The following is a 22,300-nucleotide window of genomic DNA, read 5'->3' as shown; positions in this document are numbered from 1 at the left end:
GCCGCGCCGCCCGAACTCCCCCCGCCAGGCCCCTCGTCCCCGGCCCCGGTCAGCCCGCGGCCCTCCGCGGTGCCGTCCGCGCCGCCCACGGCCCCGCCGACGGGGGCCGCGGGCAGGTCGGCGCTGCCGACGGCCCCGCCGCCGACGCCCTCGGGGTCGCGGGCGCCCACCCGGGCCGTGTCCCCGTCCCCGTTCCCGTCCGCACCGCCGGGCCAGTCCTCGCCGACGCCGACCCCGAGCACGACACGGCCGTAGCGCCCCGGCCGGGCGCCCTCGTGCTCCGCCTGGCGCCCCGGGCACCGCATGCGTACGCCCGGCAGCGGCGGCGTGCGGGCCCCGGGGGCGGGCCCGGCCTCAGTCGGCGGCCGGAGCGCCCGCGCCGGCGCAGGCCAGATGGCCCCAGCGGGCGCCGACCTTGGTGATGGTCTCCCCGGAGGCGTACGGCTTGCCGCAGGGGCAGCTGCCGGGGAACTTCGCCTTGACCCGGCCGCCGCCGCTGCGCCCGCGGGCGGCGGCCGCCTTCTTCGCCGGGGCGGCGGAGGGCCCCCGGGCGGGGACGGCCCGCCCGGGGTCCGGTACCGGCGGCTCGCCGCTGCCGAGCGCGGTCCCGGCCGCCTGCTGGGAGACGGCCGCGTCGCTGGCGGCCTGGTCGGCGATCGCGTTCAGGTGGTCGCCGTCGGTGCGGTGCGCCGGGACGTAGCGGAACTCCACGTCCCGCTCGGCCAGCAGCACGTCGATGCTCTCGACGAGCTCCCGGTTGGCGACGGGCTTGCCCGCGGCGGTCTTCCACCCGTTGCGCTTCCAGGCCGGGAGCCACTGGGTCACGGCCTTCATCGCGTACTGGGAGTCCATCCGCACCTCGACGGCCGTCCCCGGGGCGAGGGCCTCCAGCAGCCGCTGGAGGGCGGTCAGTTCGCCCACGTTGTTCGTGGCGCGGCCCAGCGGGCCGGCCTCCCAGCGCTCGGGGCGTCCCTCGGCGTCGGCGATGACCCACGCCCAGCCGGCGGGCCCGGGGTTTCCCTTGGCCGCCCCGTCGCAGGCGGCAATGATCCGTGTCGACATCCCTCGATCATGCCCCAGCCGCGGGCCGGGTCAGGACCGCGCCCGTTCCGCGCGAGGCCCGATGCCCTCCACGGCCGCGACCAGCGGAGCGAGTTCCGGGTTGGCCGCGGCCTCGTCCAGCGCCTCGCGCAGCGCGGCGTCGTTGGCCGGCCGGGCGGCGGCGAGCAGGGCCAGGCCCGCCTCGGTCACGTCGGTGTAGATGCCGCGCCGGTCGGTGTCGCAGAGGTAGCGGCTGAGCAGCCCGCGGTCCTCCAGGCGGCTGACCAGCCGGGTGGTGGCGCTCTGGCTGAGGAGGACCGAGTCGGCCACCTGGTGCATGCGCAGGTGCCCGCCGGGCCCGTTGTGCTGCCGGCTGAGCACGTCCAGCAGGGAGTACTCGCGCACGCTCAGCCCGTGCCCGGCCTGCAGGGCCCGCTCGATGTGCGCCTCGATCCGCCCGTGCAGCAGGGAGAGGGCGCACCAGCCCTGGGAGAGGGCGGTGAGCGCGCTGTCCGTGGCCGTCATGGCCTCCTCCTTCGGTCCGCGGGCCTCCAGGATAGTCGACCGGCGCAATAGCCCGCGTTTGCAAGTATCCCGCGTCTGCAATTAATGTGTACGCATGAAAGCCGCGGCTGCAAGAGACCGGTCGAAGGCTTCCCCCACGGCACCCCACCTCCGCCTGAAGGACACCTCCCCTCATGCCCCTCGCACTCCTCGCCCTCGCCATTGGGGCCTTCGGGATCGGCACCACCGAGTTCGTGATCATGGGCCTGCTCCCCGAGGTAGCCGCCGACTACGGCGTCTCGATCCCCACCGCGGGCCTCCTCGTCACCGGATACGCCCTCGGCGTCGTCCTCGGAGCCCCGCTGATGACCGTCCTCGGCACGCGCATCCCCCGCAAGCGCATGCTGATGCTCCTCATGGGCCTGTTCATCGCCGGCAACGTGCTCTCCGCGCTCGCCCCCGTCTTCGGCGTCATGCTCGCCGGGCGCGTCGTCGCCTCCCTCGCCCACGGCGCCTTCTTCGGCATCGGCTCGGTCGTCGCCGCGGAGCTCGTCGCCCCCGAGAAGAAGGCCGGCGCCATCGCCATGATGTTCACCGGTCTGACCGTGGCCAACGTCGTCGGCGTCCCCCTCGGCACGCTCGTCGGCCAGACCCTCGGCTGGCGTACCACCTTCCTGGTCGTCGCCGCCCTCGGCGTGCTCGGCCTCCTCGGCATCGCCCGGCTCGTCCCGGAGCTGCCCCGGCCCGAAGGCGTCCGGATCCGGCACGAGCTGGCCGCCTTCCGCAACGTCCAGGTGCTGCTCGCGATGGCGATGACCGTCCTCGGCTTCGGCGGCGTCTTCGCCGCGATCACCTACATCACGCCGATGATGACGAACGTCGCCGGCTTCGCCGACACCTCCGTCACCTGGCTGCTCGTCCTTTTCGGCCTCGGCATGGTCGCCGGCAACCTCGTCGGCGGCCGGTTCGCCGACCGTGCGCTGATGCCGATGCTGTACGTGTCCCTGGGCGCCCTGGCCCTGGTCCTCGCCCTCTTCACGTTCACCGCCCACACCAAAGCCGGCGCCGCCGCCACCGTCGTGCTCATCGGCGCCCTCGGCTTCGCCACCGTGCCGCCGCTGCAGAAGCGGGTCCTCGACCAGGCCGCGGGCGCGCCCACCCTGGCCTCCGCCGTGAACATCGGCGCCTTCAACCTCGGCAACGCCCTCGCCGCCTGGCTCGGCGGGCTCGTCATCGCCGCCGGACTCGGCTGGACCGCCCCGAACTGGGTCGGCGCCGCGCTGGCCGCCTCCGCCCTGGTCCTCGCCGCCGTCTCCGGCGCACTGGAGCGGCGCACCGCCGCCCGCCGGGGACGCATCGCCGCTTCCCGCGGCCCGGCCCCCGCCGCCGGCCGGGCGCCGGAGGCCGTCACCGCCCGCCACTGATCCAGCCCCGCCCGTACGCTCCGCAGCCCCACCCCCCAGGAGAACCCCGCCATGTCCGCCCGTACCCGCACCGCCGTCGCCCCGCTCACCGTCGAGGACGCCGACCTCCTCGTCTCCGCCGCCCGGGACGCGGCCGAGGCCGCCGGGGCCACCGTCAGCATCACCGTCCTCGACGCCGGAGGCCACCTGCTCGCCTTCCGCCGCGACGACCGCGCCGTGCTGATCTCCGGCGAGACCAGCACCCGCAAGGCCTACACGGCCCTCCAACTGGACTCCCCGACCGCCGGTCTCGCCGACGCCGTCCGGCCCGACGGGCCCTTCCACACCCTGCCCACCGCCCTCGACCGGCCGCTGCTGTTCATCGCGGGCGGGCTGCCCGTCCACCGCGACGGCCGCATCATCGGCGCCCTCGGCGTCGGCGGGGCCAGCCCCGAACAGGACCACGGCTTCGCCGCCGCCGCACTCGAGGCGCTCGCCGCGGCGGCCTGACCGCTCCCGGGTCGCGTGCCCGTGTCCCCCGTGCCACGTTGGTACGGGGGACACGGGTGCATGATGCGGCAGTCCAGGCGGATCAGGAGAGGCCACGTCATCACGACGGCCACCGCCGCCGTGCTGGTCGGCCTTGCCGTGCCGGGCTGCACCGCGGCGGCCCCCGGCGACGCCCGCAACACCTCCGCCGCCTCCACCGGCCCGACCCCCGCCGCCCCCGCGCCGACCGGTACGGCCACTCCCTCGCCGGACCCGGCCGCCCCGCTGTCCACCGCCCCGCAGACCATCCCGGCCGTACGGGAGCACACCCCCGCCCGCGGCCCCGGCTGGCGGCCCGCCGCCGGCGCGCGGGTCGTCGTACCGCCGGGTGACAGCGCGAAGCTCTCCGACGAGGGCCGGCTGCTGGCCGGCGAACTGCACCTCGGCTTCACCGACACTGCCGCCGCCCGCACCGGCGACGTCGAACTGGCCCTCGCCGCGCCGGACTCCGGGCCGCCCGAGTCGTACACCCTCACCGTCCAGGGCGGCCGCGTCCGCATCACCGGACCCGACGAGGCCGGGGTCTTCTACGGCACCCGCACCCTCAAACAGGAGGTGAAGACGGCCGCTTCGGCCCCCGAGGGCACCGTCCGCGACGCCCCGGCCAAGCCGCAGCGCGGCCTGAACCTCGACATCGCCCGCAAGAACTTCACCGCCGGCTGGATCGAGGACCGGCTGCGCGAGATGGCCGACATCAAGCTCAACCAGCTCGGCCTGCACTTCTCCGACGACCAGGCCTTCCGGATCCAGTCCGACACCCACCCAGAGATCGTCTCCACCCCCCACCTCACCAAGGCCGAGGTCCGGCGGATCACCGCGCTCGCCGCCCGCCTGCACATCACCGTCGTCCCCGAGCTCGACTCGCCCGGCCACCTCGGCGCGGTCCTGCGCGCCCACCCGGACCTGCAACTGCGTGACGTCCAAGGGCGGGCGGTCAAGGGTGCGGTCGACATCTCGAACCCGGCCGCCGCCCGGCTCGTCGACGCACTGCTGCGCGAGTACCTGCCGTTGTTCCCCGGCCCGACCTGGCACCTGGGCGCCGACGAGTACCAGGCCCTGGTCTACCGCGACCCGCAGGCCTCCTTCCCGCAGCTCGCCCGCGCCGCGCGGCAGCGGTACGGGCCCTCCGCGCGGGTACGGGACCTCGCGACGGGCTGGCTGAACGACCGGGCGGCCGTCGTGCGGCCGGCGGGCCGGGTGCCCAAGGCGTGGAACGACGGGCTCTTCGCCGGGGGAGTCGTACGGCCCGCCGCCGACCTGCAGGTCGAGTACTGGACCGGCCGGGAGCTCGGGGCCCGGCCGCCCGTGCAGTACCTGGACGAGGGCCGCAAGGTGGTCAACCTCAACGACGAGTACCTGTACTACGTGCTCGGCCAGCCCAACCAGTTCACCTACCCGACCGGACGGCGGATCTACGAGCAGTGGACCCCGCTCGTGCTGCGCGGGACGACCCCCGTCCCCGCCCGCTACGCCCCGCAGGTCCTCGGCGCACGCCTCGCCGTCTGGTGCGACCTGGCCGGCGCCCAGACGCAGGACCAGGTGGCCGCCGGAATCCGGCTGCCGCTCGCCGCGCTGTCACAGAAGGTCTGGGACGCCCGGACGCCCCAGCGGTCCTGGGCCGCCTTCCAGGCCCTGGCGAACCGGTTGTGAGCCGTCCGCTACGGGCGGCTCACCTGCTCCCGGCGCTGCCAGCGGCGCCGCGCCCAGCCGCCGACCAGCGGCAGCGCCGTGACCACGGTCAGGGTCCAGGCGGCGGCGAAGCCCCAGATCAGCGGCTGGGACACGGTCACGGAGGCGGCGACCAGCAGGGCCACGGTCAGCGCGGCCAGCGCGGAGGCGGCCATCACGCGGTGGCGCAGGTGGGTGAAGCGCATGATCCGGTCGAGGGAGCGGTCGTGCTTGAGATGGTCCTCGATCGCAGAGAGGGCTCGCCGCTCGCGGTCGGAGAGTCCGGCTCCGTCCATCACGACCTCCACCGGCTGCTGTCGACGGGCGCGTACCGCAGCCGCTGACCTGGGGATACCCGCCCTGGCGCGGGCCAATCCCGGCAGCCCGCGCAAGCCTGCGCAGGGCGCCGCGCAGGCCCCCGCCCGGGGAATCCGGGCAGGGGCCTGCGTCGCGGCGGTGGCTACCAGATGGCGTCGACCCACTCCGGGTGGTCGATGAAGGGGTTCCGGTTGTGCTGGTAGGTGTCGTAGATGACCTGGTTGCGGCGCTGCTCGAAGGCGTCCGGCGGGTCCTGCCGGTTCCACTGCTTGAGCACGCTGATCCGGCCGAACAGCGGAGCGGTGCCGTTGTCGACCTTGTCGTCCATCTCCAGGTCGGCGAAGCCGTCGCCGCCGTCGTAGCGGACCGCCATGTACAGCAGCATCCGCGCCACGTCGCCCTTGACCGCGTCGCGCGGCTCGAAGGAGTCGGCGTCGGTGTAGCTGCCGGGGGCCTCGGCGACCGGGCTGCCGCCCATGTCGAAGTCCTTGTTGCCGCGGGTGCTGTTGACCGTGACGTCCTCGGGGCGCAGGTGGTGCAGGTCCGTGCCCGGGCCGGTGACGGTGCCGAAGTCGCCGTGGCTCTTGGCCCAGACGTGCTCGCGGTTCCAGTCGTTGGCACCGCCGCCGTTGCTCGACTTGGACTGGGAGCGGCCGGAGTAGACCAGGATGACGTTGTTCGGGTTGTTCGGGTCCTGGTCGGTGACCTTCAGCGCGTTCCACACGCCGTCGTAGGTCACCTTGGACTGGTTCTTGATGATGGAGTGCAGCGCGGTCTTCAGTTCGGCGCCGGTCTTGCCCTCGGCGGCCGCGTAGTACGCGTCGACGGAGACGGCCGTGGAGCCCGTGACTGCGGCCGCACCGGCGCGCGGGGCCTGCCCGGAGGACGTCCCGGCCGAGGCGGCGGCCGGGAGGACGAGCAGGGCCCCGGCGGCGAGGCCTATGGCCCAGGGGGTTCTGCGGGAGATCTTCATGATGTGGGGGACCTCTTCACACGCACCGCTCCCGCCATGGCAGTTGGCGGGACGTCAGGTGGCAGAGCAGAGGGTCGCATTGTCATGTGCCCTACAGGTAAACGCAACGTGTGCGGAGCTGGGACTTTCACTCTGGGCCGAACATGCGGAATCCCCCGATCAGGTGAGGGATCGCCCCCGGTCTTGGCAGGACGCGACGGCGCGGGCAGGGTGGCCGGAGCCCGGAGCCCGGAGCCCGGAGCCCGGAGCCCGGAGCCCGGAGCCCGGAGCCCGGAGCCCGGAGCCCGGTGTCCGCGGCCACGCGGAGGACGTGCGGCCGGGCCGCTTCGGGACCATGACCGTGAAGACCCTTACCGGGAGCAGCCCATGGCAGTGAAGATCCTCATCGTGACCGGCGACGCGGCGGAGTCGCTGGAGGTCCTCTACCCGTACCAGCGCCTGCGCGAGGAGGGGTACGAGGTGCACGTCGCGGCTCCCGCGGTGAAGCGGCTGCGGTTCGTGGTGCACGACTTCGAGGAGGGCTTCGACACCTACACGGAGAAGCCCGGCTACACCTGGCCCGCCGACGTGGCCTTCGCCGACGTGGACCCGGAGGAGTACGCGGCCGTCGTCGTCCCGGGCGGCAGGGCCCCCGAGTACCTGCGCAACGACCCCGAGGTGCAGCGGATCCTGGCCGCCTTCACCTCCTCCGACAAGCCGGTCGCCCAGATCTGCCACGGCCCGCTGATCACCGCCGCGGCCGCGAAGCTGGAGGGCCGGCGGGTGACCGCGTACCCGGCCCTGGAGCCGGACATGAAGGTGGCGGGGGCGGCCTTCGAGGATTCCGAGGCCGTGGTCGACGGCACCCTGGTCTCGGCCCGGGCCTGGCCCGACCACCCGGCCTGGATGCGTGAGTTCCTCAAGGTGCTGGCGGACAAGGCGCCGGCGACCTGACCCGGGCGCGGCAAGGGGGTTCCGGTTCCCGGTTCGCCCTTGCCGCTGCCCGGGGCGTCGTCAGCTGCTCGCGGAGGTGACCTGCGGGGCGGGCTCGTGCTTGAAGTTGGCCTGGCCGAAGTTCTTCTTCACGGCCGCGTCCCAGGAGCCGTCCTGGACCATCTTCTTGAGGGCGGCATTGATCTTGGCGTGCAGATCCTTGTTGCCCTTCTTGATGCCGATGCCGTAGCTCTCGTTGCTGAGGCTCAGCCCGACGAGCCGGAACTTGCCCGTGTTGCCCTTCTGGGCGGCGTACCCGGCCAGGATCGCGTTGTCCGTGGTCATGGCGTCGACGAGGCCGTCCTGGAGGGCGATCACGCACTCCGAGTAGCTGTCGAGCTCCAGCAGGCTGGCCTTCGGCGCCAGGTTCTGCTTGATGTTCTGCGCCGAGGTGGAGCCGGTGACCGAGCAGAGCTTCTTGTTGTTGAGGTCCTCGGCCTTGGTGATCGTGGCGTCGTCGGCGCGGACGAGCAGATCCTGGTGGGCCGTGAAGTACGGGCCCGCGAAGTCGACCTTCTCCCGGCGCTTGTCGTTGATCGAGTAGCTCGCGGCGACGAACTTGACCTCGTTGTACTGGAGCAGCAGCTCGCGGTCGGAGCTGTCGACCCGCTTGAACTCGATCTGCTCCGGCTTGTAGCCGAGCTCCTTGGCGATGTACGTGGAGACGTCCACGTCGAAGCCGGAGAAGGTGCCGCCGGCCTCGCGCACGCCGACACCGGGCTGATCGAACTTGATGCCGATGGAGAGGGTCCCCTTGGGTCCTTCGTCGCCGCCGCAGCCGGTGGCGGTCAGGGCGAGGCCGATCACAGCGGCCATCGCACCAGCCTTGGGGACCTTCATTTTGCAACTCTTTCCTCGGGGACGCGGGACGCGGAGCGGGATCGCCGGTGCGCGTGGAACCGCGGGGTACGTGAAAGCGTCAAGACGCGTGTACGAGGAAGCTAGGAATGCCGCCGCCGCGGTGTCACTGGATCTGAGCAAAACTTGAGGTAACGATCCGGCTCGACCGGCGTTTCTCCGGCGATTACGGCTTCGAACGGGATAAAGGGGGACGTCCGCGGTGACGGGTTCGGTACGGGTCGACGGAAATGCGCTGTTCTTGGGTGAAGGGGTGCAGATCCGGTTCATCCGGACATTGCGCCTGCCGGAATCCGGCACCCACACCCTGCCCCCGGGCCTGGGGGAGTTCCCCCTGCGCCGGGTCGAGGACTACCCGGACACCGTGCCGCCCGAGTGGCTGGCCAAGGGCGGGGTGATGCTCCCGGTGTACCTGCGCGAGGCGATGTGGCTGAGCTTCGGCCGCAGCAGCGAGCCCGCCGCGCTCCAGGTCGGCGTCGGCAAGGTGTGCGCCGTCTCCGGCAAGCCGTGGACCGGCCGCCTGGCGCGCGGTCCGCGGAACGGTCCGCAGAACTACGTGGTCCTGCCGCGCCAGCCCTGGCTGGACGGGATCAACTCCGGCGACGGCACCGTGCGCCAGTTCGTCGCCGTCCCGCTCGGGCTCGGCGCCACCGTCGAGGGCCAGGTCACCGGCGAGGAGACCACCGGCGGCGTGCAGCTCCAGGCGTTCCCGCTCGCCCCGGCGCCGCTGGCCCGGTGGCGGGCCGAGCAGGCCGCCGCCCGGGAGGCCCGCGCCCGGGCCGTCCCGTCCGGCCCCCTGTACGGCTCCGCCCCGGGTGGTGCACCGGGCTACGGCGCCGCTCCCGGGTTCGCCGCCCCCGTACCGCCGCCGGCGGCGAGGCCCGCGGGCGGCGCCGGTCCGGCGCCCGTCCGCGCGCCCGCGCCGGCCATGGGCCTCGGTGTCGGCGGCTCCATGCACCAGGAGGTCTACCGCGACGAGCGGCCGCTGTCCGACTGGGCCGAGGAACCCGCCGGGCGGGTCTTCGTCCACCTCGTCCCGCCGCCGGAGTGGAGCCGCATCACCGGCGAGCCCGCCCCGCCCTCGCCGGTCGACCGGGCCGCGTACACCCGGGCCGGGCTGCCCTGGTTCGACTACTACGACGAGACCGGCACCGACCTCGCGCCGACGGACACCCTCGCCTCCGTCAAGCCGGTCGGCGACTGGCTCGGCGACGACCACACGCCGTGGACGCCGCCCGCCCCGGGCCAGGTCAAACCCCTCGGAAACGCGCCGAGGCCGGGCAAGCCGGTGCAGGACGGCGACTGGTGACTCTCGTTCAAACTGGTGATCGAGTCCGGTCCGAACTGCCGCTATGATCTGCGCAGCAAGGCCGTAGCGCAGAGGTCGTCGCGCCCAAGCATCGAGCTGGAGGACGTCGGTTCGAATCCGACCGGTCTTGCGTTTTCTTCAAGTGGCTGTCGACGCCGGGCACCGGCGATGGAAACCGGTGGAGTGGTGATGACACGGCCGATACCCGTACGGTGCCCCGCGATCGAGCACCCCGACCTGCCGCTCGCCGACCCGGCCGGCCTCGACCCGCTCCTCGCCCGGCTCGCCGCGGCCGAGGAGGTCTCCGCCGACGAGACCTTCACCCTCGGCACCCTGCGCGCCGACGGCCGCGTCGACCTGTGCAAGCAGGGCCTCGGCCCGGCCGGCGCCGCCCGGGTCGCGGACGCCGCCGCCCGCTCCGCCCACGCCCGCCATCTGCTCCTCGGCACCAACTCCATCGGCGACGAGGGCGCCCGCACGCTCGCCGGCGCCCTCACCGGGGGCCACGGCCTGCACACCCTCTACCTGGGTTGCAACCGCATCGGACCCGACGGAGTCGCCGCCCTCGCGGACGCCCTCGCCGAGGACACCTCCGTCAAGGCGCTGTGGCTCAAGCGCAATCCCGTACACGAGGACGGCGCCCGCACCCTCGCCGCCCTGCTCCGGCGCAACCGCACCCTGCGCACCCTGGACCTCGTCAACACCGGCATCGGCACCGAGGGCGTACGCCTCCTGCTCGACGCCCTGCGCACCCGCGAGACCCCGCTGGAGCGGCTCTTCCTCGGCGGCAACGGGCTCACCGCGGACGACGCCCCGCTGCTCGCCGCCCTCATCCGCGAAGCCGGCGTCCGCGAGCTGTACCTGCCCGCCAACCACCTCGGCGACGAGGGCGCCGCCGTCCTGGCCGCCGCGGCGGCCGCCGACCCCGCGCACCCCGTCCGCCTCGGCCTCGGCGGCAACGGCATCGGCCCCGCCGGCGCCCGCGCCCTCGCCGACGCCCTCGGCGGCATCGAGACCCTCGACCTCGGCCGGCCGCCCTCCGAGCGCAGCCTCGGCTCCACCGGCAACTCCACCGGCGACGAGGGCGCGCACGCCCTGGCCGCCGCCCTGCCCGGCACCCCGCTGCGCCGCCTGGAACTGCGCCACACCGGACTCACCGGGCGCGGCGCGAAGTGTCTGCTCGCCGCCGTCCCCGACGGCACCCCGCTGGAGTACGTCGGCCTCGGCCCCGGCCTGCCCCGCAAGGTCAAGCGGTCCTTCACCGCCCGCCTGCGGCCCGCCCGGCCCGCCCACCCCGACCTCGGCGCGATCACGAGCGTGTACCGGTGAGCGCCCGCGGCACGCACCCCGAACCGGCGCGGCTGCCCGGCGGCTTCCTCCAGGAGGACGCCTCGTCCTGGCAGCGGATCCGCCGCCACGCCGTACCCGGCTGGATGATCGAGCGGGCCACCGCACACCGGCTGGCCGGCGAGTGGGAGGCGGCCTGCGCGGCCGCCGCCGTGGACGTCACCTTCACCCTGTCCGAGCTCGCCTCCCGTCACGGGACCCCCGTCGCCGAGGCCGTCGAGGACGACCTGCGCCACCTCGCCCCCGACCTGGTGCGCTGGCACCTGCCCCGCACCCTGGGCGGCCGCACCACGCTCAAGCCGGGCGTGCGCGTCCTGCTCGCCCGCTACGGAGAGGGCCCGGACGCACCCGTCCTGTCGGCCACCACCGGACCGATGGTCGACGGTCCGCAGCGGCTGGGCCTGCACTGCGAGCTCCGCCAGGGCCAGGAGAGCGACGACCACTACACCTTCTCGGACAGCTTCCGGTTCGAGAACTGGATCGCGGCCCGCCCGCTGTGGGACGGCCGGCACACCGGCGAGCTGCGCGACCGCCTCACGGCCGGCGCCGCCCGGCTGCCGTTCTTCGCGCCCGACGGCACGCCGCTGACCGAGGACGAGCTGCCGGCCGCCGGTCCGGGCACCGCCGACCCCGCCGCGCACGCGGAGTGGGTCGCCCTGCTCTGCGCACGCGGGGAGTTCGCCGAGGCCTACGAGGCCGCCGGAATCGAGCGCGACCTGACCGTACCCGAGGCCTCCACGGTGTACGGCCGCCCGCCGGAGCCGGGGGCGCTGACCAAGAGCCGCCTGCTCGACCTCACCCGCCTGGAGGCGGAGGTCCGGCGCCTGCAGGCGGCCGGCGAGGGCGACCGGTTCCGCATCCCGCTGTCCTGGAACGGCAACCTCGCGGCCGAGCCGACCGGATCCCGCGGCCTGAAGGTGTCCCTCCTCGGGCGGCAGGAGGCCCCGGCGGTGCCCCGGCTGCCGCTGTTCGCCTGGAGCCGGCTGCCCGACCTCGACCTCGTCCGCACCGGCCGGATCACCCCGGCGGAGCTCCACCCGCTGGTCGCCGCCGCCCTGTTCCCCGAGGCCGGCCCCGCCGCCGGCCCGCCCGCCCCGGCCCTGCCCGAGGCCGTACGGGTGCGCTGCCGCGGCGAGTGGCACGAGGTCCGCTCGCAGGGCGGCGTACTGGACCTGCTGCGGCACAGCGCCGAGGAGCAGCAGCGCGAGCGCGCCATGCGGGCCTTCGGCGGCGCGATCGCCGGCTGCTTCGCCGTCCAGCACGACTGGACCACCGGCAAGGGGCGGCTGCCGCGCGCCCTGAAGGTGGAACGGCGCGAGCTGTTCCTGCGCGCCCAGCACGGCGACACCCCGGGCGTCACGGCCCTGCTGGACGCCGGCACGGACCCCCGGGTCCGCGACGGCCGCGGCTACACGCTGCTGCACGTGCTGAACCTCCTGGACCACGAGGAGCTGCTGCCGCGGCTGCTCGCGGCCGGCCTGGACCGGGAGGCCCGCTCCGTCCTCGGCGGCCTGACCCCGCTCCAGGTCGCCGTCCAGTACGGCGGCTCCGCCGACCTGGTCAAGGCGCTCCTCGAAGCCGGCTGCCGCATCGACGTCACCGACGAGGCGGAACTCTCCCTGGCCCAGCTGATCCGCCGCTACCAGCGCACCGACCTCGCCTTCCTGCGCAAGCGGGTCGAGGAGGAGTTCCCCGACATCGGCGCCGAGTGGTTCGACGAGTGGATGGAGTTCCGCGAGGAGGACGAAGAAGACGAGGACAAGGGCGAGGACGAGGACGCATGAGCCACCAGCCGCCGGCCCTGGCCGCCGCCGACGCCCTCGGCGCCCGGCTGCGCGCCACCCGTACCGAACCCGCGGCCAACCCCCAGCTCCAGGCCCTGGCCCTGGCCGTGACGGCCAACCAGCCCGTCCTGCTGTGGGGCGAGCCCGGCATCGGCAAGTCCGCCGGCATGCAGCAGCTCGCCGACGTCCTCGGCGTGGAGCTGGAGACCGTCATCGCCAGCGTCCACGAGCCCTCCGACTTCGCCGGCCTGCCCATCGTCGGCGACGACCCGGCCACCACCGGCGTGCCCATGGCCCCGCCGGACTGGGCGGTCCGCCTCGCCCGCACCGGGCACGGACTGCTGTTCTTCGACGAGCTGTCCTCCGCCCCGCCGGCCGTGCAGGCCGCCCTGCTGCGCGTGGTCCTCGAACGCCGGGTCGGCAGCCTCGAACTGCCCGAGTCCGTACGGATCGTCGCCGCGGCCAACCCGCCGTCCAGCGCCGCGGACGGCTGGCACCTCAGCCCGCCGCTGGCCAACCGGTTCGTGCACCTCGACTGGACCCACAGCCCGCGCACCGTCGCCCGCGGCATGGCCGGCACCTGGCCCGAGGTGGCCATCCCGCCGGTCGACCCCGGCCGCATCTCCGGTGCCGTCGCCCGCGCCCGCGGAGTGGTCTCCGGCTTCCTCACCGCCCGCCCGGGCCTCGTCCACCACATGCCCGCCGAGGCCGAGGGCCGCGGCCGCGCCTGGCCCTCCCCGCGCACATGGGAGATGGCGCTGCGGCTGCTGGCCACCGGGTACGCGTCCGGCGCCGACCGGGAGGCCCTGGCGGCCGCGCTCACCGGCGCCGTCGGCGAAGCCGCCGGGATCGAGCTGCTCTCGTACCTGGAGCACCTCGACCTGCCCGACCCCGACCGGGTCCTGGCCGACCCCGACGCCTTCGCCCTGCCCGAACGGGGCGACCGGCAGCTGGCGTTCCTCATCGCCGTGGTCGCAGCCGTGCAGGGCGAGCTGACCCGCCCCCGCTGGGAGGCGGGCTGGGCCGTGCTGGCCAAGGCCGTGGACGCGGGCGTGCCCGACGTGGCCGCACGCGCCGCCGCCGACCTGGCCGCGATGCGCGACCTGGACTGGCCCGTGCCCTCCGGCATCGACGCCTTCGTCGAACTGCTCCGGCTCTCCGGCGCACTGCCCGGCAGCGGCTGATCCCGGCCGTGGACCGTCCGACGGACGCAGACCGGCCCGCGGGCGCGCAGGCCCCGGCTGCCCCGGTCCAGGCAGAGGTCCGCCTGGACCGGGCCAAGCTGCTCGCCGCCCGGTACAAGGCGGCCGAAGACCGGCCGTACCTCGCCTCGGCCCTGTACGCGCTCACCGTCGTTCCCTCGGCCCGGCTCAGGACGATGGCCGTGGACCGGCACTGGCGCGTCTACGTCTCGCCCGTCTTCGTGGACGCGACGCCGGTGGCGGAGCTGGCCGGCGTGTGGATCCACGAGGTCTCCCACCTGCTGCGCGACCACCACGGCCGGGCCGAGCGGCTCCCGGCCGCCGACCAGCGCGACCCGGTCCGCGTCAACATCGCCCAGGACTGCGAGATCAACGACGACCTTCTCGCCGATGGGCTCGCGCTGCCCGAAGGCCGGATGGAACCGAGGCTCTTCGGCCTGGACACCGGCGGCCTGTTCGAGATGTACCTGCCGGCGATCCCGGCGACCCCCGACAGCCTCTGGGACTGCGGATCGGGCGCCCACGGCGTGCCCGGCCCCTGGGAGCTCGGCGGCGCCGGCCCAGCCCGCGTCAGCCCGGTCGAGGCCGAGGCGCTGCGTCGGCAGACCGCCCAGGCCATGCGTGCCCACCAGCGCAGCCGCGGCACCCTGCCGGCCGGCTGGCAGCGCTGGGCGCAGGAGGTGCTCGAACCCACCGTCGACTGGCGCACCGCCCTGTCCGGGGCGGTCCGGGAGGCCGCCGCCTGGGCGGGCGGCGCGGTCGACTACACCTACCGCCGCCCCTCGCGCCGCACCCCCGCCCTCGGCGGCCGGGTCGTGCTGCCGAGCCTGCGCCGGCCGCTGCCGCGCGTGGCGATCGTCATCGACACCTCGGGGTCGATGGGCGAGGACGACCTCGCCGCCGCCCTCGGCGAAGTGACCGGCGTCCTGCGCGAGGTCGGCGTACGCGGCAACCGGGTCGCCGTGCTGGCCTGCGACGCGGACGTGCACGCCGTGGCCCGGGTGACCAGCACCGACCAGGTGGCCCTGGCCGGCGGGGGCGGCACGGACATGCGCGTCGGCATCAGCGCCGCCCTGGCCATGCCGGACCGGCCGAACATCATCGTGGTCCTGACCGACGGCTACACGCCGTGGCCCGAGGAGTCCCCGTCCTGCCGGCTGATCGCCGCGCTGATCGGCGAGGGCGCACCGCAGCCGCCGTCGTGGGTGGAGACCGTACGCGTCGACAGCGGGCGGTGAGGGGCGGGACACGGCCGCCGGCGGGGGAGGGCGACCTGCAGGACCGGCTGCATCCCGCCGCCCGCACGCCGTAGCTGCGCCCCGTACGCCGTGCGCGCCCCTGAATGCGCCCCTGCGCCATGAGCGCCCGTCCCGTGCCGTCCGGGCCCTCCTCGCAGCCCGGCGGGGCTGCTAGCTTCGCGAATCCGGGCGGAGGGGATCGGGGGTGGCTCGGCCATGGCCAGGGCGCGTCCCTCGCCGTTCACGGCGGTCCTGCTGTTCGTCCTGACCGCGGTGGTGGTCCCGGCGGCCACCGACATCGCCCGCGACGCCGTGCCCGAGCGGCTCGCACCGTACCTCTGGCTGGCCTGGCCGGTCGCCGCCGTCTCTGCGGCGGCGGCAGCGGTACTGGAGCTGCGCCGCCGGCGGCAGGATGCCGAACCGGACCAACCGGGGAGCACCGGGCCCGCCCGGCCCGAGCGGCTGCACCATGCGATGGAGGCGCTGGCGCAGACGGTGCAGCGCCAGTGGACCGCCGAGGCCCTGCTGCGCACCGTGCACAGGCCGCGGCCGCTGCGCGTGCGCTGGTCCTCCACCGGCCGCCCCGTCGCCGCGCCCGCGGCGGCCGTCCTGGGCGACCTGGTCCCGGGCGGGCGGCCGGTGCGGCTGCGGCTGCGCGGCGGAGTGGACGACATCGTCGAGAAGTTCGTCCGCCTGCCCAAGCGGCAGCTGGTGCTGCTGGGCACCCCGGGCGCCGGCAAGACCGTACTGGCCATCCTCCTCACCCTGGGACTGCTGGAGCACCGGCGCGAGCACGGCGGTCCGGTGCCGGTGCTGCTGTCGCTGTCATCGTGGGACCCGCGCACCGAGCACCTGCACTCCTGGGTGATCCGCCGCCTGGTCCAGGACTACCCGGCCCTGGCCAACTCCGAGGTGTTCGGCGCCCGGGCCGCCTTCCGGCTGGTCACCGAGGGCCACGTCGTGCCGGTCCTCGACGGACTGGACGAGCTGCCGGTCGGGCTGCACGCCGCGGCCATCGACGCGCTGGACCGCACCGCCTCCGGCAGCCCGCTCGTCGTCACCTGCCGCAGCGACGAGTACGAGGCCGCCGTGACCGCCGGCGGCACCGTGCTGACCACTGCGGCCGTGGTGGAGCTGGAGCCCGTCGGCGTACCGGAGGTGATCGAGTTCCTGGCCGCCCGCAGCGCGGCGGCCGAGGACCGCTGGGAGCCGGTCGTTGCCCACCTGCGCGCCTGCGGCGACGGCCCGCTGGCCCGGGTGCTCTCGTCGCCGCTGATGGCGGGCCTGGCCCGGGCCGTCTACACGGTCCCGGCCAACGATCCCGCCGAACTCCTCGACAGCGGACGCTTCCCCGACCGGGCCGCCCTCGAGGAGCACCTGCTGGACGCCTTCATCCCCACCGCCTACACCCCGCACCCGCCCCCGCCCGACGCGGAGGACAGGCCGGGCGGCGACCCGCCCCTGTACCCTCCCCACCTGGCCCACCGCTGGCTGTCGTTCCTCGCCGGCGACCTGCACCTGCACCGGACCCGCGACCTGGCCTGGTGGCAGCTGCACCGGTCCTTCCCGCGGTCCGGGCGGCGCCTGGTCGGCATCGTGCTCGAACTGCTGACCGGGGTCGTCGCCGGACTGGGCCTGGCCGTCGGGCTCGACCGGTCCGTGGGCGTGATGGCCGGGGTCGTGGGCGGGTTCAGCGCGGGGCTCGTCGCCACGGCGCCGGCCCACCCGGGCTATGCCAACCTCGCCCTGCGGGGCCGGCTCCGGCTGCTCGTGCGGAAGGTGGCCCAGGGTCTGACCCTCGGCCTGCTGATGGGCGTCGGTGCGGCACTCGCCCTCGTCCTCGCGCGGGGGGCCGGTCTCGCGGTGGCGGAGGACCTGGGCCTGACCCTGGAGATCGCCTGCGTGGCGGGGGCGGGCGTCGGGGTCGCCTTCGCCGTCATGATGTGGCTGAACGCCCCCGCGGACGCCATCCGTTCGCCCAGCCCGCAGGCCGCCCTGCGCGGCGACCGCTCGATCAGCGGCGTCCGGCTCGTCGTGGAGTCCCTGGGCTCCGGTCTGCTGGCCGGACTCGCCACGGGACGGCACGGGCTCGGCATGGAGATCGGGTTCATCTGGTGCGTGGCGGCCGGCTTCGGCGGCGGGCTCACCCTGGGCGTGGCGGGCCGGTTCACGGGCCGGTTCCAGACCGGGCTGGCGGCCAGCTCCTGGGGCTGGTTCCTCATCAGCCGCAGCTGGCTGGCGCTGCGCGGCCGGCTGCCGTGGCGACTCATGCGGTTCCTCGACGACGCCCACCGCCGGGGCGTGCTCCGCCAGACCGGGGCGGTATACCAGTTCCGCCACGCCCGCCTCCAGGACCGCCTGGCCGCCGCGGGCCCCGACGGGCCGCCCCCGTGACGGGAGGCTGGCCGGGAACGTGCGGTCGGCCGGACCGCGGCGGCGGCCGCATGACAGCATGGCCGGGCAACGCCCGTTCGACGAAGGGGGAGTTCGATGAGCAGTGCGGTGGATGCGGTACGCAAGGGCCTGGCCAAGGTGGAGATCGCCCTGCGGTGGGATCCCAGCCCGGCGGGCACCCCGCCGCACGATCTGGACATCGTCGCGGCGGTGTACTCGGCCGCCGACCCGTACGGTGAGCCCGCCCAGCTCGTGCACTTCGGCAGCCGTTCCCCCGACGGCACGATCACCCTCGACCGCGACAGCCGCACCGGCCAGGGCTTCGGCTTCGACGAGGTGATGACCCTCGAACTGAACCGGATGAGGCCGGAGTCGGTGCGCGTCGTGGTGGGAGTGGTGATCCAGGACGCGGGTCCGCGGGGCGCCCGCAGGAAGACCTTCGCCGCGATAGGGGGGACCGGGGTCCGGATCCGCGAGGGCTACACCGACCTCGCGGTCAGCGACTTCGCCTCCGTCCCGGAGGCCACCGCGGCCACGGTCGCCCTGTTCACCCGCGACACCGCAGGCAGCTGGACCCTGGACCCCACCGTCCGCGGCTCCGACGCACCCCCGGAGGACTTCGTCCGCACCATGGGCACCCACCGCTGACGACCGCCCGGGGGCGCTCCACCCGCCCCTCCCGGCCCCGAGATGAAGCGACAAGCGCTCGGCTGGCCGACCCCGAACTCAGGCGCAGCACGGCTCGGCCAAGCTCAGCTCACTCCAGTGCGGTGACCGCATACGGTTCGGCGCCAGCTGCCCGGCCGGACGGGCCGTGACGCGCCGAGGCGTCGCCGGCGGAGCCTTCGCGGTGTGGTCAGGTCGCGGGCGGGGCCCGTGCGGGCCGGGCGGCGCTCAGCCCCGTCGCGCGGGTTGAGCGCCGCCCGGTCCGGGTGGCGCGCTGCCGCCGTCCCCACGAGGCAGCGCGGGCGGGTCGCCGTCAGGTCATCGGTGACGGCGGCCCGCCGGTTCAGGGGGCCGGTGCCGGGCCGGCGGAGGCCGGATCGGGTGCCAGGCCCAGGCCGGGCAGCAGGGCCGTTTCGACGAACCGGACCAGGTAGTCCGCGTCGGCGTACTGGCCCTCCAGTACGGGCCGGATCCGCAGGACGCCCATGAGCTGGGCCGGGAGGAACTCCACCGCCGGGTGGTCCGCGGCGATCTCCCCGCGCTCCACGGCCCGCGCCACCATCGCGTCGAACGCCGCGAGCTCCGGCTCGACCAGCGCCTCGCGCAGGGCCGCCTGGAGCTTCTCGTCGTTGAGCACCGCATGGGCCAGCGCGGCCTCGGTGAGGCGGGTGTCGCGCCCCGAGTTGCCGGCGGCGATCCGGGCCGCCTCGCGCAGGTCGCCGGCGAGCGTGCCGGTGTCCACGGCCACGAGCGTGCCCTTGCGGTTCGCGCGCAGGGCCGCCGCGACCAGCTGTGGCTTGGTCTTCCACTGCCGGTAGAGCGTGGATTTGCCGCAGCAGGCACGGGCGGCGACGCCCTCCATGGTCAGGGCCTCGTACCCGTGCTCGCGCAGCTGCTCCAGGACGGCGTCGTAGAACTCCTGCACCCGCTCGGGGGTGATCTTGGAGCGGCGCGCGGCGGGCGGCGTCGACGTCATGGTGTGCGGCTCTCCTCGGGGGCTCCGCGGTGGTTCGGTCCGTGAGGAAAGTGTACGGGAACGCGAGCGTATCGGTACACCCGCGTATCGATACGCGAATGTATCGATACACTTGCGTGTCGGTACGAGGGTGGCCGAGACCAGTCGCTCTGCACCGACGCTCCAACCGCGCACAGGCGGCGCCCGAGTACAGGAAGAGAGACCGGGGGAATGACCTCCCACAGCACACCTGCCGGGCCGGCGGGCGGCCCGGACACGAGGGCCGGGCAGCGCCGCCGCCTCATACGCGAGCTGCTGCTCGTCGCGGGCCTGTTCGCCGTCTACAAGGCGGGCCGGCTGCTCTCCACGGACCGCACCGACGAGGCGTTCCGCAACGCCGGCCGGATCTGGGACGCCGAACGCCTTCTGCACCTGCCCGGCGAGGGCGCCGTGCAGCGGCTGCTGCTGCCGGGGACGGGCCCGGGCGCGGGTGCGGGCGGCGGCGCGGGGGAGGTCCTGGTCCACGCCGCGAACACGTACTACGCCGCCGTGCACTTCCCGGCGACCGCGCTCTTCCTCGTCTGGCTGTACCTGCGCCGGCCCGCCCACTACCTGTGGACCCGGCGCGTGCTCACCGCCGTGACCGGCGCCGCCCTCGCCCTGCACCTCGCCTTCCCACTCGCGCCGCCCCGGATGCTGGCCGCTGCGCACCTCGTGGACACCGCGCAGGTGTACGGGCCCGCCGTCTACCGGTCCGCGCCGGAGGCCGACACCCTGGCCAACCAGTTCGCCGCCATGCCCTCGCTGCACTTCGGGTGGGCCCTGATGCTGGCCCTCGGCGTGATCGCGGCCACCCGGTCCCGGTGGCGGCTCCTGTGGCTGCTGCACCCGCTGGCGACCCTGATCGTGATCGTCGGCACGGCCAACCACTACTGGCTCGACGCGGTCGCCGCCACCGTCCTGCTGGGCGCCGCACTGCTGCTCATCCGCCGTCCGAAGCCGCCCGCCCGCACCCTGGCGGTCGTACGCCACCTGCCGCAGCAGCGGCGCGCCGCGGGAGCGGAGGCCGCCGGGGCCGAGCCTGCCGCGGCCGAGCCCGCCGGGGCCGAGCCCGCCGGGGCCGAGCCCGCCGGGGCCGTGGGAGCCGGACGATGAACGCCACCGCCCTCGCCGTCGTGCTGTGCCTCGCCTCCGCCGCGGCCTATGCGGCGGCCGCGGTCGCGCAGGAACGCCTCGCCCGGGCCGCCGAGGCCCGCACCGCCCGCGCCCTGCTCGCCAGCGGCGCCTGGTGGTGGTCCGCGGGCCTGAACGCCTCCGCGGCGCTGCTGCACGCCGCCGCCCTGCGCTACGGGCCGCTGACCCTGGTCCAGCCGCTCGGCGCCCTCACGCTCGTCGCCGCGGTCCCGATGGGCGCGCGCGGCGCCGGCCGCCGGGTCGCCGCCACCGAATGGCGGGGCACCCTCGCCACGGTCCTCGGGCTCGGCCTGCTGCTGCTCCCCGCCTCCGGGCCGGCCCCCGACGACACCCTCACCCTGGCCGAGGCCCTGGCCGTGTCGGGCGCGACCGGCGCCGCCATCCTGCTGCTGACGCTGCGCCGCGACGTCCGCTCCGGGCTGCGGCACGCCACCGCGTCGGGGCTGGCCTCGGCCGTCGCCTCCGCGCTGACCCAGACGGTGGCGGTGGCCGGCGGCCGCGGCGGGTCGCTGTTCAGCGGGCGGGTCGTCACCGTGGCCCTGCTCGTCGTGGTCTTCGCCGTCGGCGGACTGCTGCTGTCGCAGCGGGCCTACCGGGGCGGTCTCGGCGCACCGCTCGCCGTGGTCAACCTGGCCAATCCGCTGGCCGCGGCCGTCATCGGCATGGTCCTGCTCGGCGAACGCCTCCAGGGCGGCGCGCCGGGGCTCCTCCTCGCCCTCGCCGGAGCCCTGGCCGCGGCCCGCGGCGTCCTGCTGCTGACCCGTACCGCCCCTGGCGCGCCGACCGCCTCTGCCGCCCCTGCCGCCGCGGCGGCCCCCTCGACGGTCACCCGTGTGGCAGCATGACCCGCATGGCTGACGGGTCGTATCTTTCGCTCTGGTCCAAGCACTCGGTGCTGTCCATCGGTTCGGTGGGCTCGGTCCTGTCCATCGGATCCGCCGGCAGCGTGCTCTCGGTCGGGTCGGCCGGTTCCGCGCTCTCCCTCGGCTCCGCCGGCTCCTGGTTGAGCACGGGCTCCCTGCTCAGCGCCCAGTCGAGGCGGTCGGTGCTGTCCTTCAAGTCCCACGGGTCCGTGCTCGCCGCCCGTTCCCACCGGCCGCCCCTGGCCGTGCTCGGCCGCTGCTCGCGCACCGCCCTCGCCGCGGCCGCCGTTGCGGCCGTCGCCGCCGCTGCGGTCACCACGGCCGGGTGTCTGCGCGCCCGCCGCAGCTGAGAACCGTTGCGGCCGCTTCCGCGTCCTTCCGGGTGAGTGGACACCACGTACCACGTAACACGCACCACCCACCGAAGCGGAGTGAACAGGCATGGGGATCGTCAGCTGGATCGTCCTGGGGCTGCTCGCCGGCGCCATCGCCAAGTTCCTGCTGCCGGGCCGCGACCCCGGAGGCCTGATCGGCACCACCCTCATCGGCATCGCCGGTGCCTTCATCGGCGGCTGGCTCTCCGCGAAGTTCCTCGACAAGCCGATCGCCAACGAGTTCTACGACCCCGCGACTTGGGGTGCGGCCATCGCCGGCTCCCTCGTCCTGCTCATCGGCTACCGCATCCTGTTCGGCCACTCCCGGTCCCGGGACTGAGGGCGGCCCGGCTGGGCCGGAGCCGAAGCCCGGGCGGTGCCGGGGGCCGCTGCGCGGAGCCTTCTCCCCGCCCCGCCCTTTCTCCGTATCCCGGGCCTCCGCCCCGGCCCCCTTTCGCCTCAATCGCCGGCGGGGCTCAATCACCGGGCCCCGCGCCGGCCCCCGCCTCAATCGCCGGCGGGGCTGAGGGATCGGGGCTCCGCCCCGGACCCCGCGCCTCAAACGCCGGCGGGGCTGAAGGATCGGGGCTCCGCCCCGGCCCCCGCGCCTCAAACGCCGGCGGGGCTGAAGGATCGGGGCTCCGCCCCGGACCCCGCGCCTCAAACGCCGGCGGGGCTGGGTTTGCCC

At 75.1% G+C, this 22,300-nt stretch carries 21 protein-coding genes, 1 tRNA gene and 1 pseudogene; 16 read left to right on the top strand and 7 right to left on the bottom strand.

Annotated elements, in window-relative coordinates:
• The 3 genes and pseudogenes from AB0F11_RS33490 to AB0F11_RS33480 form a co-directional block, all read right to left on the bottom strand.
• A pseudogene (locus AB0F11_RS33490) lies at positions 1-305 on the bottom strand (hypothetical protein); the annotation flags it as partial.
• A 49-nt stretch (positions 306-354) separates the two neighbouring features.
• Positions 355-1,062, bottom strand: coding sequence for a ribonuclease H (locus AB0F11_RS33485; protein WP_362182067.1), 708 nt, complete (start codon positions 1,060-1,062; stop codon positions 355-357).
• 30 nt (positions 1,063-1,092) lie between these two features.
• The gene (locus AB0F11_RS33480; protein ID WP_362182064.1) at positions 1,093-1,566 is read right to left on the bottom strand and encodes a MarR family transcriptional regulator; all 474 of its coding nucleotides are present in this window, start codon (positions 1,564-1,566) and stop codon (positions 1,093-1,095) included.
• A gap of 173 nt (positions 1,567-1,739) precedes the next feature.
• Between AB0F11_RS33480 and AB0F11_RS33475 the strand changes: the two genes are divergently transcribed.
• From AB0F11_RS33475 to AB0F11_RS33465, 3 genes are all read left to right on the top strand, one after another.
• Positions 1,740-2,969: an MFS transporter gene (locus tag AB0F11_RS33475; protein WP_362182061.1), complete on the top strand. Its 1,230-nt coding sequence runs from the start codon at positions 1,740-1,742 to the stop codon at positions 2,967-2,969.
• A 51-nt stretch (positions 2,970-3,020) separates the two neighbouring features.
• Positions 3,021-3,458 carry a heme-binding protein gene (locus tag AB0F11_RS33470; RefSeq protein ID WP_362182058.1) on the top strand — a complete coding sequence of 146 codons (438 nt, stop codon included), beginning with the start codon at positions 3,021-3,023 and terminating at the stop codon, positions 3,456-3,458.
• Between the two features lie 63 nt (positions 3,459-3,521).
• Positions 3,522-5,147: a family 20 glycosylhydrolase gene (locus AB0F11_RS33465; protein WP_362182076.1), complete on the top strand. Its 1,626-nt coding sequence runs from the start codon at positions 3,522-3,524 to the stop codon at positions 5,145-5,147.
• A gap of 8 nt (positions 5,148-5,155) precedes the next feature.
• Here the strand turns inward: AB0F11_RS33465 and AB0F11_RS33460 are convergent, their stop codons facing one another.
• Both AB0F11_RS33460 and AB0F11_RS33455 read right to left on the bottom strand, forming a co-directional pair.
• Positions 5,156-5,461: a DUF3040 domain-containing protein gene (locus tag AB0F11_RS33460; protein ID WP_362182055.1), complete on the bottom strand. Its 306-nt coding sequence runs from the start codon at positions 5,459-5,461 to the stop codon at positions 5,156-5,158.
• A 164-nt stretch (positions 5,462-5,625) separates the two neighbouring features.
• On the bottom strand, positions 5,626-6,456 hold the full coding sequence (locus AB0F11_RS33455) for an endonuclease (RefSeq protein WP_362182052.1): 831 nt from the start codon (positions 6,454-6,456) through the stop codon (positions 5,626-5,628).
• Positions 6,457-6,822: 366 nt separating this feature from the next.
• On the opposite strand from AB0F11_RS33455, the gene AB0F11_RS33450 reads away from it, so the two are divergent.
• On the top strand, positions 6,823-7,389 hold the full coding sequence (locus AB0F11_RS33450; protein WP_362182049.1) for a DJ-1/PfpI family protein: 567 nt from the start codon (positions 6,823-6,825) through the stop codon (positions 7,387-7,389).
• Positions 7,390-7,449: 60 nt separating this feature from the next.
• Here the strand turns inward: AB0F11_RS33450 and AB0F11_RS33445 are convergent, their stop codons facing one another.
• Positions 7,450-8,268, bottom strand: coding sequence for a glutamate ABC transporter substrate-binding protein (locus AB0F11_RS33445; RefSeq protein ID WP_362182046.1), 819 nt, complete (start codon positions 8,266-8,268; stop codon positions 7,450-7,452).
• Positions 8,269-8,488: 220 nt separating this feature from the next.
• Here AB0F11_RS33445 and AB0F11_RS33440 point away from each other — a divergent pair, with 220 nt between their 5' ends.
• From AB0F11_RS33440 to AB0F11_RS33405, 8 genes are all read left to right on the top strand, one after another.
• Positions 8,489-9,595, top strand: coding sequence for a hypothetical protein (locus AB0F11_RS33440; protein ID WP_362182042.1), 1,107 nt, complete (start codon positions 8,489-8,491; stop codon positions 9,593-9,595).
• A 57-nt stretch (positions 9,596-9,652) separates the two neighbouring features.
• A tRNA-Arg gene (locus AB0F11_RS33435) sits at positions 9,653-9,725 on the top strand.
• Positions 9,726-9,784: 59 nt separating this feature from the next.
• Positions 9,785-10,924 carry a gala protein gene (locus AB0F11_RS33430; RefSeq protein WP_362182039.1) on the top strand — a complete coding sequence of 380 codons (1,140 nt, stop codon included), beginning with the start codon at positions 9,785-9,787 and terminating at the stop codon, positions 10,922-10,924.
• Positions 10,921-12,726, top strand: a complete 1,806-nt coding sequence (locus AB0F11_RS33425) for an ankyrin repeat domain-containing protein (protein ID WP_362182036.1) — start codon at positions 10,921-10,923, stop codon at positions 12,724-12,726. Before AB0F11_RS33430 ends, AB0F11_RS33425 begins: the two co-directional genes overlap by 4 nt.
• Positions 12,723-13,910 (top strand): AAA family ATPase, encoded by a 1,188-nt coding sequence (locus AB0F11_RS33420; RefSeq protein WP_362182033.1) that lies wholly within the window; start codon positions 12,723-12,725, stop codon positions 13,908-13,910. Before AB0F11_RS33425 ends, AB0F11_RS33420 begins: the two co-directional genes overlap by 4 nt.
• Before the next feature lie 83 nt (positions 13,911-13,993).
• Complete coding sequence (locus AB0F11_RS33415; RefSeq protein ID WP_362182073.1) at positions 13,994-15,166, top strand: VWA-like domain-containing protein; 1,173 nt, start codon at positions 13,994-13,996, stop codon at positions 15,164-15,166.
• Positions 15,167-15,382: 216 nt separating this feature from the next.
• Positions 15,383-17,560, top strand: coding sequence for a hypothetical protein (locus AB0F11_RS33410; protein ID WP_362182030.1), 2,178 nt, complete (start codon positions 15,383-15,385; stop codon positions 17,558-17,560).
• Between the two features lie 108 nt (positions 17,561-17,668).
• Complete coding sequence (locus AB0F11_RS33405) at positions 17,669-18,208, top strand: TerD family protein (protein WP_362182070.1); 540 nt, start codon at positions 17,669-17,671, stop codon at positions 18,206-18,208.
• A gap of 361 nt (positions 18,209-18,569) precedes the next feature.
• Here the strand turns inward: AB0F11_RS33405 and AB0F11_RS33400 are convergent, their stop codons facing one another.
• The gene (locus tag AB0F11_RS33400; protein WP_362182027.1) at positions 18,570-19,202 is read right to left on the bottom strand and encodes a TetR/AcrR family transcriptional regulator; all 633 of its coding nucleotides are present in this window, start codon (positions 19,200-19,202) and stop codon (positions 18,570-18,572) included.
• Positions 19,203-19,412: 210 nt separating this feature from the next.
• Here AB0F11_RS33400 and AB0F11_RS33395 point away from each other — a divergent pair, with 210 nt between their 5' ends.
• From AB0F11_RS33395 to AB0F11_RS33380, 4 genes are all read left to right on the top strand, one after another.
• Positions 19,413-20,336 carry a phosphatase PAP2 family protein gene (locus AB0F11_RS33395; protein WP_362182024.1) on the top strand — a complete coding sequence of 308 codons (924 nt, stop codon included), beginning with the start codon at positions 19,413-19,415 and terminating at the stop codon, positions 20,334-20,336.
• The gene (locus tag AB0F11_RS33390; RefSeq protein ID WP_362182021.1) at positions 20,333-21,220 is read left to right on the top strand and encodes a hypothetical protein; all 888 of its coding nucleotides are present in this window, start codon (positions 20,333-20,335) and stop codon (positions 21,218-21,220) included. Before AB0F11_RS33395 ends, AB0F11_RS33390 begins: the two co-directional genes overlap by 4 nt.
• Complete coding sequence (locus tag AB0F11_RS33385; RefSeq protein ID WP_362182018.1) at positions 21,217-21,588, top strand: hypothetical protein; 372 nt, start codon at positions 21,217-21,219, stop codon at positions 21,586-21,588. Before AB0F11_RS33390 ends, AB0F11_RS33385 begins: the two co-directional genes overlap by 4 nt.
• Before the next feature lie 91 nt (positions 21,589-21,679).
• On the top strand, positions 21,680-21,952 hold the full coding sequence (locus tag AB0F11_RS33380; protein ID WP_361916217.1) for a GlsB/YeaQ/YmgE family stress response membrane protein: 273 nt from the start codon (positions 21,680-21,682) through the stop codon (positions 21,950-21,952).
• Positions 21,953-22,300 lie beyond the last annotated feature (348 nt).

Source organism: Streptomyces sp. NPDC032472, from assembly GCF_040636955.1.
Taxonomy (GTDB): domain Bacteria; phylum Actinomycetota; class Actinomycetes; order Streptomycetales; family Streptomycetaceae; genus Streptomyces.
Note: the sequence above shows the minus strand (reverse complement) of the source record. Positions and strands in the feature narration are given on the sequence as shown.

Bases quoted from the DNA above. Each gene is read 5' to 3' on its own strand.
- AB0F11_RS33480 (WP_362182064.1), bottom strand. From the start codon at position 1,566: ATGACGGCCACGGACAGCGCGCTCACCGCCCTCTCCCAGGGCTGGTGC.
- AB0F11_RS33390 (WP_362182021.1), top strand. From the start codon at position 20,333: ATGAACGCCACCGCCCTCGCCGTCGTGCTGTGCCTCGCCTCCGCCGCG.
- AB0F11_RS33465 (WP_362182076.1), top strand. From the start codon at position 3,522: ATGCGGCAGTCCAGGCGGATCAGGAGAGGCCACGTCATCACGACGGCC.
- AB0F11_RS33470 (WP_362182058.1), top strand. From the start codon at position 3,021: ATGTCCGCCCGTACCCGCACCGCCGTCGCCCCGCTCACCGTCGAGGAC.
- AB0F11_RS33410 (WP_362182030.1), top strand. From the start codon at position 15,383: ATGGCCAGGGCGCGTCCCTCGCCGTTCACGGCGGTCCTGCTGTTCGTC.
- AB0F11_RS33475 (WP_362182061.1), top strand. From the start codon at position 1,740: ATGCCCCTCGCACTCCTCGCCCTCGCCATTGGGGCCTTCGGGATCGGC.
- AB0F11_RS33445 (WP_362182046.1), bottom strand. From the start codon at position 8,268: ATGAAGGTCCCCAAGGCTGGTGCGATGGCCGCTGTGATCGGCCTCGCC.
- AB0F11_RS33455 (WP_362182052.1), bottom strand. From the start codon at position 6,456: ATGAAGATCTCCCGCAGAACCCCCTGGGCCATAGGCCTCGCCGCCGGG.
- AB0F11_RS33395 (WP_362182024.1), top strand. From the start codon at position 19,413: ATGACCTCCCACAGCACACCTGCCGGGCCGGCGGGCGGCCCGGACACG.
- AB0F11_RS33430 (WP_362182039.1), top strand. From the start codon at position 9,785: ATGACACGGCCGATACCCGTACGGTGCCCCGCGATCGAGCACCCCGAC.
- AB0F11_RS33420 (WP_362182033.1), top strand. From the start codon at position 12,723: ATGAGCCACCAGCCGCCGGCCCTGGCCGCCGCCGACGCCCTCGGCGCC.
- AB0F11_RS33385 (WP_362182018.1), top strand. From the start codon at position 21,217: ATGACCCGCATGGCTGACGGGTCGTATCTTTCGCTCTGGTCCAAGCAC.
- AB0F11_RS33460 (WP_362182055.1), bottom strand. From the start codon at position 5,461: ATGGACGGAGCCGGACTCTCCGACCGCGAGCGGCGAGCCCTCTCTGCG.
- AB0F11_RS33400 (WP_362182027.1), bottom strand. From the start codon at position 19,202: ATGACGTCGACGCCGCCCGCCGCGCGCCGCTCCAAGATCACCCCCGAG.
- AB0F11_RS33450 (WP_362182049.1), top strand. From the start codon at position 6,823: ATGGCAGTGAAGATCCTCATCGTGACCGGCGACGCGGCGGAGTCGCTG.
- AB0F11_RS33485 (WP_362182067.1), bottom strand. From the start codon at position 1,062: ATGTCGACACGGATCATTGCCGCCTGCGACGGGGCGGCCAAGGGAAAC.
- AB0F11_RS33380 (WP_361916217.1), top strand. From the start codon at position 21,680: ATGGGGATCGTCAGCTGGATCGTCCTGGGGCTGCTCGCCGGCGCCATC.